Here is a 4239-nt window from a genome sequence, read left to right as displayed (position 1 = left end):
TCCAAGTTCCGTACCTGCAGCGGCACTACCGGTACCTTCCAGATTCCCGTTTCCCGGAAATGTCCATTGAGCGGCTACGCGAATGATTGAGAGTTAGGTGATGAGATCGGACCCGGTCGTTCCGGTGGTTGGGTTTTGACCCTTGCTTCGTAACAAAAAAGCCCGGCGCAGGCCGGGCTTTTCGTCGGAATGGAGATATTCCGTCAGTCGGCGTCAATCGCCTCAGCGATGCGGGCGATCGCCTGCTGATAGACGCTTGCCGAATTCCAGCCGGCGATCGCGCCCATATTGGCCTGATAGCTCGCGCCGGCGCGCCAGCCATGGCCCTTGAGGAAGTTGGCGGTGGATGCCAGCGCCGTGTTGCGGTCGCGCAAATTGCCGCTGCCGACGCCATATTTCAGCACGTTTCCGGGCAGGAACTGGGTATGGCCGATCTCGCCATGCATGGCGCCGACCGAGGAGGCGCTGAGCGCGCCGCGATCGACAAGCTTCAGCGCGGCGATGGCATGCGGCTTGAAATAATCCGGGCGACGGCAGTCATAGGCGAGCGTCACGATCGCCGAAACCGTGTTTTGGTTCCCCATCGAGGCGCCGAAACCGGTTTCCATGCCCCAGATGGCGAGCAGCACGCCCGGCGGCACGCCATAGGTGCTCTCGATATTGGCAAACATCGCCGCGTTTGCTTTCTTCAGCGCGCGGCCTCGGGAGATGATCGCGGATGCGCCACGGCGCTGCATGAAGCTTTCCACCGAGCCGCTGAACGCCTTGTGGATCGCCCGGTCGGCGGCGATCGTCCTGGTGGCGTAAGTGGCACCCGCCAGCGCGGACAGGCCCCTCTGGCCGACACCCTCGGCTCTGGCCTCGCCGGCAAAATCCTGTTTCCAGGCGTCAAAGCCGGCGCCGTTCTTGCCACAGCTCGGAGCCGCCTCGGCGCCCGCCGTCAGCGCCAGCGTCGCCACTACCGCCGCCGCAAAAATCCTTCCTTTGGCAAAAAATGCCATCTCGTTCTCCTGAATTGCCTGAATCACGTCCCGGTTGTGAATTTGCCAGCGAAACGCCGGGTTGTCACCGCCTCCGCGGAGCACGTGACACTCGACACTGGCGAAAGAAGGGCAATTTGCCTACGATCGGGCATCAGGTGTGGCGGGCTTGCCTCATGAAGGACGTTGATGTCGTGATCGTTGGCGCCGGTTCCGCGGGACTTGCCGCGGCAACGGTGCTTCGAGCCGCCGGACATTCCTTCCTTCTTCTCGAGGCCATGGACCGCATCGGCGGCCGCGCCTGGACCAGCGACCGCCATTTCGGCGTGCCTTTCGACATCGGCTGCGCCTGGCTGCACGCGGCAGACCGCAATCCGTATTTTCCGGAAGCCAAGGCCGCCGGCTGGACGCTGCATCACCATGACATGAATGTCGACCATCTCTATTATCGCAAGCGCAAGGCGAGCGAGGAGGAGGAGGCCGAGATGAAGGCGGCCGATGCCAAGCTCTTCGAACTGCTCGCCAATCATCAAGTCAAGGACGGCGACGACGACCGGCTGTCGGGGCTGCTTGCCAGGGGCCACGCGCCGCGCGCCGCGGCCACCTTCGCCGGCCCGATGGATTTCGGCGCCGACGAGGACGAGATCTCGATCCGCGACTTCCAGGCAGCCGCCGACCTCGACCCCAACTATTTCAGCAAGGAAGGGTTCGGCGCGCTGGTCGCGCGTTTCGGCTTCGACGTGCCGGTCGAACTGTCGACGCCGGTGCGCAAGATCCTTTGGGATGTGCCGGGAATCGCCTGCGTCACCGACCGCGGCACGGTGCGCGCCAAGGCGGTCATCGTCACCGCTTCGCCCGCCGTGCTCGCCTTCGAGGAGATCGAGTTCTCGCCCGCGCTGCCCGACGCGCATTTCGGTGCCTTCTTCGACCTGCCCATGGGCATGCTGACCAAGCTGCCGGTTGAGATCAAGGGCACGAGGCTCGGCCTTGCGCCTTTCGACGACCTTTTGATCGAGCGCATGGCCAGGCACGACATCTATTTCCTCTGCTTCCCCTTCGATCTCGATCTGATGGTCGGCTTCGTCGGCGGCGACTTTGCCTGGGAAATGTCGGCCGCCGGCGAGGCAGCCGGGGTCGATTTCGTCGTCGACCGCCTGTGCGGCATCTTTGGTGGCGACGTGAGGAAGCATGCCGGCCGCGCCATGATGACGAACTGGGGCGCGGAGCGCTTTGTGCGCGGCGCCTATGCGGCGGCGCGCCCGGGCCGCTCCGAAGCGCGCGCGACGCTGATGCAGCCTATTGCCGAGAAAATCTTCTTCGCTGGCGAGCATGTCGCCGGTCCGCTGATCCAGTCCTGCGGCGGCGCGAGGCTCTCGGGCGAAAGCGTGGCCAGGCAGGTCATTGCCCAGATTGCGGCGAAGTAGCACTGGAACGCCGGACGCCGGCGGGCGTTAGGGGCGAACCCACATCCACGCATGGGTCCCACGGGGTTGATGCATGAAGCTTTTCGACTGTCCAAACTGCGGGCACCGCCTTTATTTCGAGAATGCCCAGTGTCTGAACTGTTCCAGCCTGGTGCTCTACGACCCGGAGCAGGCGAAATTCGTGCTCAGCGGCGAGGGCGGCGTCCTTCCATGTGGCAACGCCGATGAATGCGCGTGCAACTGGCGGGCCGAGAACGGCCGGACCTTCTGCCGCGCCTGCGCTCTCAATCAGGTCATTCCCGACCTTTCCATCGACGGCAACCGCAGGCGCTGGATCCGGGTCGAAGCGGCGAAGAAGCGTGCCGTCTACTCCCTGCTCGCCCTCGGCCTTCCGGTTACGCCCAAGGCCGATGCGGGCGACGAGACCGGTCTGGCCTTCGACTTTCTCGCCGACCCGATCGGCGCCGGTCCAGGCGGGGAACGCATCCTGACCGGCCATGACAACGGATTGATCACGCTCAACGTCGCCGAGGCCGATTCCGCCGAGCGCGAGCGCCGGCGCATCGAGATGGGCGAGAATTACCGCACCTTGCTCGGCCATTTCCGCCATGAACTCGGCCACTATTATTGGGACCGGCTGGTCCGTGACGATCCCGCATATCTTTCGGCTTTCCGCGCGCTCTTCGGCGACGAGCGGACCGATTACGAGCAGGCCTTGCAGGCCTACTACGCCAACGGCGCGCCGCCGGACTGGCAGCAGCGCCACATCTCCGCCTACGCCACGTCCCATCCCTGGGAGGATTGGGCCGAGACCTTCGCGCACCATCTGCACATCACCGACACGCTCGAGATGGTGCATGCGCTGAATCTTCCGCTCGGCCGGCTGGAAACCGTCGGCGACGGCGACCTGCCGCGCGCCGATACCGGCGGACATTTGCAGCCGGCGCCTGGCGATCCAGATCCGGTGCAGGAGCCGTTCGAGAGGATCCTCGCCCGCTGGCTGGTGCTTTCGGAGGCCTCCAATTCGATCAACCGCTGCATGGGACTGCCGGACCTCTACCCCTTCGTGATTTCCGAGGTGTCGGCGCGAAAACTGGCCTTCGTGAACGACCTTCTGACCGGCGCGCGGAAAAAGCCTGGAACAATTCGTGAGCCGGCAGCGGCACTTTAGCCGGAACGCATAGATCCCTGTTTCGTTTCCGAGCCCTAGGGCATGATCCCCAAAAGCGGGAACCGGTTTTCGGAAAGATCATGCTCCGACAAAGGAGCTGGATCAGGATGACGTATCTTTGAAACGTCATCCTGATCCAGGGAGCGTTGAAAACGGAGTTAAAAACGATGAAACGCATGTTGTTTCCGGCGCTTGCCGGTGCGCTGCTCGCCATGTCGGGCGCCGCTTTCGCCGATACCCCCGTCGCGGCCGTGACGGACTTGAATGTCCGCGCCGGGCCGGGTCCGCAATACCCAGTCGTCGGCGTGCTGGCGGCCGGCCAGTCGGCCACGCTTACCGGCTGCATCGAAGGCAGCAAATGGTGCACCATCGCCGAAGCCGGCGGCAAGGGTTGGGTCTATTCCGACTATGTGACGGCCGACTTCGGCGGCAGCCGCGTTGTCGTCACCCGTCGCCCGGCCAATGCCGATATCGCCGTCGTGGCGCCGCCGACCGATGACGTCTACACCAGGGACACCTACACCGGCGCCATCGTCTCCAATGATGACGCCATCGAGTCGATCGGCAGACCGCCGGCCGAGGTTGGAACCTATGTCACCGAGCACCGGGTCGATCCGGTCTATCTCGACGGCGAGGTGGTGACCGGCGCGACGCTGCCCGACAC

Annotated in this window: 4 protein-coding genes; 3 read left to right on the top strand and 1 reads right to left on the bottom strand. The window is 64.3% G+C overall.

The features are described from left to right. Window positions 1-203: 203 nt before the first annotated feature. The gene (locus tag EOA27_RS25025; protein WP_126080417.1) at window positions 204-1001 is read right to left on the bottom strand and encodes a lytic transglycosylase domain-containing protein; all 798 of its coding nucleotides are present in this window, start codon (window positions 999-1001) and stop codon (window positions 204-206) included. 155 nt (window positions 1002-1156) lie between these two features. Between EOA27_RS25025 and EOA27_RS25020 the strand changes: the two genes are divergently transcribed. The 3 genes from EOA27_RS25020 to EOA27_RS25010 form a co-directional block, all read left to right on the top strand. Continuing rightward, complete coding sequence (locus tag EOA27_RS25020) at window positions 1157-2404, top strand: NAD(P)/FAD-dependent oxidoreductase (protein WP_126080416.1); 1248 nt, start codon at window positions 1157-1159, stop codon at window positions 2402-2404. A 73-nt stretch (window positions 2405-2477) separates the two neighbouring features. Then, window positions 2478-3575, top strand: a complete 1098-nt coding sequence (locus tag EOA27_RS25015; protein ID WP_127253762.1) for a putative zinc-binding metallopeptidase — start codon at window positions 2478-2480, stop codon at window positions 3573-3575. A gap of 167 nt (window positions 3576-3742) precedes the next feature. Beyond that, window positions 3743-4239, top strand: a 497-nt coding sequence (locus tag EOA27_RS25010; protein ID WP_127257505.1) for an SH3 domain-containing protein, incomplete at its 3' end; no start/stop codon positions are given.

Origin of the sequence: Mesorhizobium sp. M2A.F.Ca.ET.037.01.1.1, from assembly GCF_003998075.1 — a bacterium.
Classification (GTDB): domain Bacteria; phylum Pseudomonadota; class Alphaproteobacteria; order Rhizobiales; family Rhizobiaceae; genus Mesorhizobium.
This window is presented reverse-complemented; position numbering and strand designations above follow the sequence as displayed.

What these genes read in the sequence shown, in the direction of transcription:
- EOA27_RS25025 (WP_126080417.1), bottom strand. Translation starts at nt 1,001, where the DNA reads ATGGCATTTTTTGCCAAAGGAAGGATTTTTGCGGCGGCGGTAGTGGCG.
- EOA27_RS25020 (WP_126080416.1), top strand. Translation starts at nt 1,157, where the DNA reads ATGAAGGACGTTGATGTCGTGATCGTTGGCGCCGGTTCCGCGGGACTT.
- EOA27_RS25015 (WP_127253762.1), top strand. Translation starts at nt 2,478, where the DNA reads ATGAAGCTTTTCGACTGTCCAAACTGCGGGCACCGCCTTTATTTCGAG.